This is a genomic window from Methanolacinia paynteri (assembly GCF_000784355.1).
Classification (GTDB): Archaea; Halobacteriota; Methanomicrobia; order Methanomicrobiales; family Methanomicrobiaceae; genus Methanolacinia; species Methanolacinia paynteri.
Genome location: NZ_AXDV01000044.1, coordinates 1 through 5,064, shown reverse-complemented (window position 1 = coordinate 5,064; position 5,064 = coordinate 1). Strand labels below are relative to the sequence as shown.

The 5,064-nt window shown below is 51.3% G+C and carries 1 tRNA gene and 2 rRNA genes; all 3 read right to left on the bottom strand.

Annotated features, from left to right (window positions below):
* Nucleotides 1-34 precede the first annotated feature (34 nt).
* Nucleotides 35-2,955: ribosomal RNA gene (locus METPAY_RS01660) — 23S ribosomal RNA — on the bottom strand.
* A gap of 146 nt (nucleotides 2,956-3,101) precedes the next feature.
* Nucleotides 3,102-3,174, bottom strand: a tRNA-Ala gene (locus METPAY_RS01655).
* Nucleotides 3,175-3,250: 76 nt separating this feature from the next.
* Nucleotides 3,251-4,718: ribosomal RNA gene (locus tag METPAY_RS01650) — 16S ribosomal RNA — on the bottom strand.
* Together the 16S and 23S rRNA genes with 1 tRNA gene alongside form the textbook arrangement of a ribosomal RNA operon.
* Nucleotides 4,719-5,064: the final 346 nt, after the last annotated feature.

Sequence of the window (5,064 nt, the reverse complement as noted above, 5' to 3'; positions counted from 1 at the left end):
AAGGATTTCGTCTGGATTTCAGCGGTATTAGCCAATTGCTGAATTATCGGGCGTTAGTGCTTGTGGACTGAACACGTCGTTGCCTTCGTGCGTACATCCCAAGTCTATCAAACGAGTCTTTTACTCGTGCCCTATAACGGAGTCTCTTTTCAGGTCAGGCTTCAAGCTTAGATGCTTTCAGCTTTTATCCCGTAGCGCGTAGCCACCCGGCATTGCCCTGTCGGACAACCGGTCTACCAGTGGCGCCGACGGAAAGTTCCTCTCGTACTATTTCCGTCTTACCTTCAGACTCCCAACACTCCATATAGATAGTAACCGACCTGTCTCACGACGGTCTAAACCCAGCTCACGATCCCCTTTAATAGGCGAACAACCTCACCCTTGGCTGCTGCTGCACAGCCAGGATGGAAAGAACCGACATCGAGGTAGCAAGCCGCCGGGTCGATATGTGCTCTTGCCGGCGACGACTCTGTTATCCCCGGGGTAGCTTTTCTGTCGTCAATGGCACTCATCAAAAGCGCTCATTGGTTCGTTAGACCCGAGTTTCCTCTCGCAGACACTTACTGTTCGTGTCAGCGTCAGGCCAACTTTTGCTCTTGACACTCTCCTGTGAGTTTCTGACTCACATGAGTTGACCTTGGGGCACCCTTGATACCTTTTCGAGGGTGTGGCGCCCCACCCAAACTGCCTACCTACCGGTGTCCTCTAAGCGAGTTAGTGTTACAATAAACCTAGGATGGTGTCTCAGATTGCGACTCCCCGTTCCCCACGAGGAACGGATCGACATCTCCCATCTACTCTGCGCAAGGAATACCGTAACACAACGACAGGCTGCAGTAAAGCTCCACGGGGTCTTCACTTCCCATATGGAGTCCCTAGCCTCTGCACTAGGATAAAATGTTCAACGGACTTGTGTTTGGGACAGTAGGACTCTCGTTAATCCATTCATGCAAGTCGCCAATTAAGCGACAAGGTACTACGCTACCTTAAGAGGGTCATAGTTACCCCCGCCGTTTACAGGTCCTTCGTCCGGTTGTACCCGGTGTTCAGATACCTGCACTGGGCAGGAATCACAGACTATACTAGTCGTTTCCGAGTTGCAGTCTGCTATGTTGTTATTAGACAGTCGGAGTCCCCTGGTCACTGCGACCTGCCCAATCGCTGGGCAGGCACCCCTTATTCCAAAGTTACGGGGCTATTTTGCCGAGTTCCCTAAACACAATTAAACCGACACGCCTTAGCCTACTCAGCTAGGGGCACCTGTGTCAGATCTCGGTACGGTCATCTTGTCCCCTTTTCACGGGCTCCAGGAATGCGCCTTAATTACTCATCACGATTTCACCTAATTCTCACCATTACGGTTCTCCAAAGGCTTATACGCTTAAACAGGGCGACTACCCTGCAAGGCATATCCCGAAGCGTCAGGATTATTGACAGATGGTACAGGAATATTAACCTGTTTCCCTTTCGCTATACTCGAGTTACGGTATAACTTAGGACCGACTAACCCTCGACTGACGAACATTGTCGAGGAAACCTAGCCCCTGCGGCGGTTAGGATTCTCACCTAACTAATGCTTCTACTAATGCCAGAATTCTCATTTCTACACGGTCCACAGGAACTTACATCCCTGCTTCCGCCCATGCAGAACGCCTCTCTACGCCATCATACATAGTATGGTCCGTGGTATCTGTGGTAGGTTTTAGCCCCGTCCATTTTCTGCGCCCTAAATCTCGACTGGTAAGCTGTTACGCACTTTTTAAAGGATAGCTGCTTCTAAGCTCACCTTCCAGTTGTCTTTGACCTAGGACCTCATTTAGTGTTTACACTTAACCTACACTGAGGGACATTAACCACGGGCTGGGTTGTCTCCCTTACGCACTACAAGCTTACCCCGCAGTGCGGACTTCCGAGCTTCTACGACGATAGGGAATTTGGAGTTTGACAGCAGGGTGAGGGATTTCTCCCCCAACTCCCACAATCAGTGCTCTACCTCACTATCTATCTCCACTCAGGTCATGCTACGGCATGTTTCGAGAGGAACCAGCGGATGCCCAGTTCGATTGGCCTTTCACCCCTATACGCAGGTCATACGAATGATTTGCATATCAAAACCGTTTCGGCCCTCCACGCAACTTTCGTCACCCTTCAGCCTGCCCACGCATAGATCACTGGGCTTCGGGTCTTACCCTTCCGACTCCACGCACTTTTAATACGTCGTCCCATAGAAAACTTACGGACTTGTCGCTTTCGCTTCGGCTTCCCATAACAGGTTAACCTCGCCGAAAGAGTAAACTCTCTGGCCCGTTCTTCAAAACGTAAGTTATGACGCTGGCAATGCATCCCATACTACAGCCTCGCGACTGATTCTTTCGATGCAAAGATCCTTTCACGCCATAACACACCATCGCCTGCCAGTTTCAGGCACTTATTCACCACCTTTCCAGGGTTACTTTTCAGCTTTCGCTCACGCTACTAATGCGCTATCGGTTTCGAGGAGTATTTAGTTTTGGAGGTTGATGACCCCCAAATTCACGCGAGAATGCCAACCCGCGCTACTCAGGACTCCACATATACACAGGATTCTTACATGTACGGGACTGTCACCCTCTGTGGTTTGACGTTCCAGAACAAATTCCATTTCAAATCATGTGCGAACAGTGGGCCTATAACACCACATCTCCCATTGCTGGGATTCAGTTTGAACTCTGTCGCTTTCGATCGCCTTTACTTACGACATCTCGTTTGATTTCTCTTCCTCCCCCTACTGAGATGTTTCAATTCGGGGGGTTACCGATTGTTACCAATCGTAGTCAAAGACTACAGGATGTCCCATTAGGGTATCTCCGGATCATAGAATCCTTGCGTCTTCCCGGAGCTTATCGCAGCTTGGCACGCCCTTCATCGGCACTCGAACCGAGCCATTCACTGACAGGCAGAACGTAATTCAGCATTATATCGGCTTAACCGCTAAAATCCATTTAACGTCCTTTGTGCACACCTATACACGGCTTCAAAGGGTCACGCGTCGCCATGACTCTCAGCCCTTCCCCGGTGACTCGCATCTCCGGGTGCATCGAAAACCGTTGTTCTTCAACGGATGGACTCAGGGGGATTTGAACCCCCGGCCTCGGCCTTGCAAAGGCCGCGCTCTTCCAGCTGAGCTATAAGCCCGCCTCGATTATTGCTTGCTGACACAAGTGATTTTACAGTCTGTTTAACAACCGCTTACTTAAACCCTTATTTCGTTAGGAGGTGATCCAGCCGCAGATTCCCCTACGGCTACCTTGTTACGACTTAACCCCCCTTGCGAAACCTAGATTCGACTGCGGCAAAAACCACAGCCTCATCCAAACCTCACTCGGGTGGTTTGACGGGCGGTGTGTGCAAGGAGCAGGGACGCATTCACCGCGCTATTTTGAAACGCGATTACTACGGATTCCAGCTTCATGTGGGCGAGTTACAGCCCACAATCCGAACTTGGGACGGGTTTAGGAGATTGACTACACTTCTCAGTGTCGTTGCTCATTGTCCCGACCATTGTAGCCCGCGTGTAGCCCGGATAATTCGGGGCATGCTGACCTACCGTTGCCCATTCCTTCCTCCCCTTTAGCAGAGGCGGTCCCAACAGTGTCCCCATCATTCCGGAGAACATGCTGGCAACTGTTGGCGTGGGTCTCGCTCGTTGCCTGACTAAACAGGATGCTTCACAGTACGAACTGACGACGGCCATGCACCTCCTCTCAGCTGGTCAAACAGAGTCTTCAGCCCGGTTATCATTCCGCTGTCCTATCCGGTGAGCTTCCCGGCGTTGAGTCCAATTAAACCGCAGGCTCCACCCGTTGTGGTGCTCCCCCGCCAATTCCTTTAAGTTTCAGCCTTGCGACCGTACTTCCCAGGCGGCACGTTTCACGGTTTCCCTTCGGCACCCAGGTGACTCGTGGTCACCAGTACACCTAACGCGCATCGTTTACGGCTGGGACTACCCGGGTATCTAATCCGGTTCGCTCCCCCAGCTTTCGTTCCTCACTGTCGAAGCCGTCCTGGTAAGATGCCTTCGCCATCGGTGGTCCCTCGAGGATTACAGGATTTCACTCCTACCCCCGAAGTACCTCTTACCTCTTCCGGTTCCTAGACACTCAGTATCTCTTGGACGCCCGCCGGTTGAGCCGGCGGATTTCCCAAGAGACTTAAGAGTCCAGCTACGAACGCTTTAAGCCCAATAATAGTGGTCACCACTCGAGCCGCCGGTATTACCGCGGCGGCTGGCACCGGTCTTGCCCGGCCCTTTCTTCAGATGCTTTTTGCACACCTGGACAGCTCGCGTGTACGAGCACTCGGGGTTCCCTTATCACAGTTCCCTGCATTGTAAAGTTTTCGCGCCTGCTGCGCCCCGTAGGGCCTGGAATCGTGTCTCAGATTCCATCTCCGGGCTCTTGCTCCCACAACCCGTACCGATTACAGGCTTGTTGGGCCGTTACCCCAACAACTACCTAATCGGCCGCAGATCCATCCTAAGGCGCCGGAACTTTGAGCTAGGAAACATTCCAGTATCCCTAGCCTATGGAGTATTATCCCCAGTTTCCCGGGGTTATCCTCCACCTTAGGGCAGGTTATCCACGTGTTACTGAGCAGTCCGCCGAGGGTCTGAACCCTCTCGACTCGCATGGCTTAATCGAACCCCGATAGCAGTGACCTCTGGCAGGATCAACCAGAATTTATTTTTTTCAGTACTAAGCACACTATCGGTTATGTAACTTATTAAAGGAGATTAGCGGTTATTAAACAGATTTCCGCATCACTTGTGCCAACGTCAGAACCGATGCGCCCACTCGCGCACATCTCGGCTCCCCATCAAACAATCGCGGAAACAATATTAGAGTTCATGGCATATAAACCATGTCTTTCTTGTTTCCGTAAGGCAACAGAACGAACATTTTTGTTCGATACTCTGTTATCCGTTAAAGCTATCTAGTGGTCGCGTTTCTCGAAAAGAGCTCTCAGAGCCCTTTTCTTACACACCACTTCAGCCTTACAATGTTATCAGTTGCAACATATAAAGGT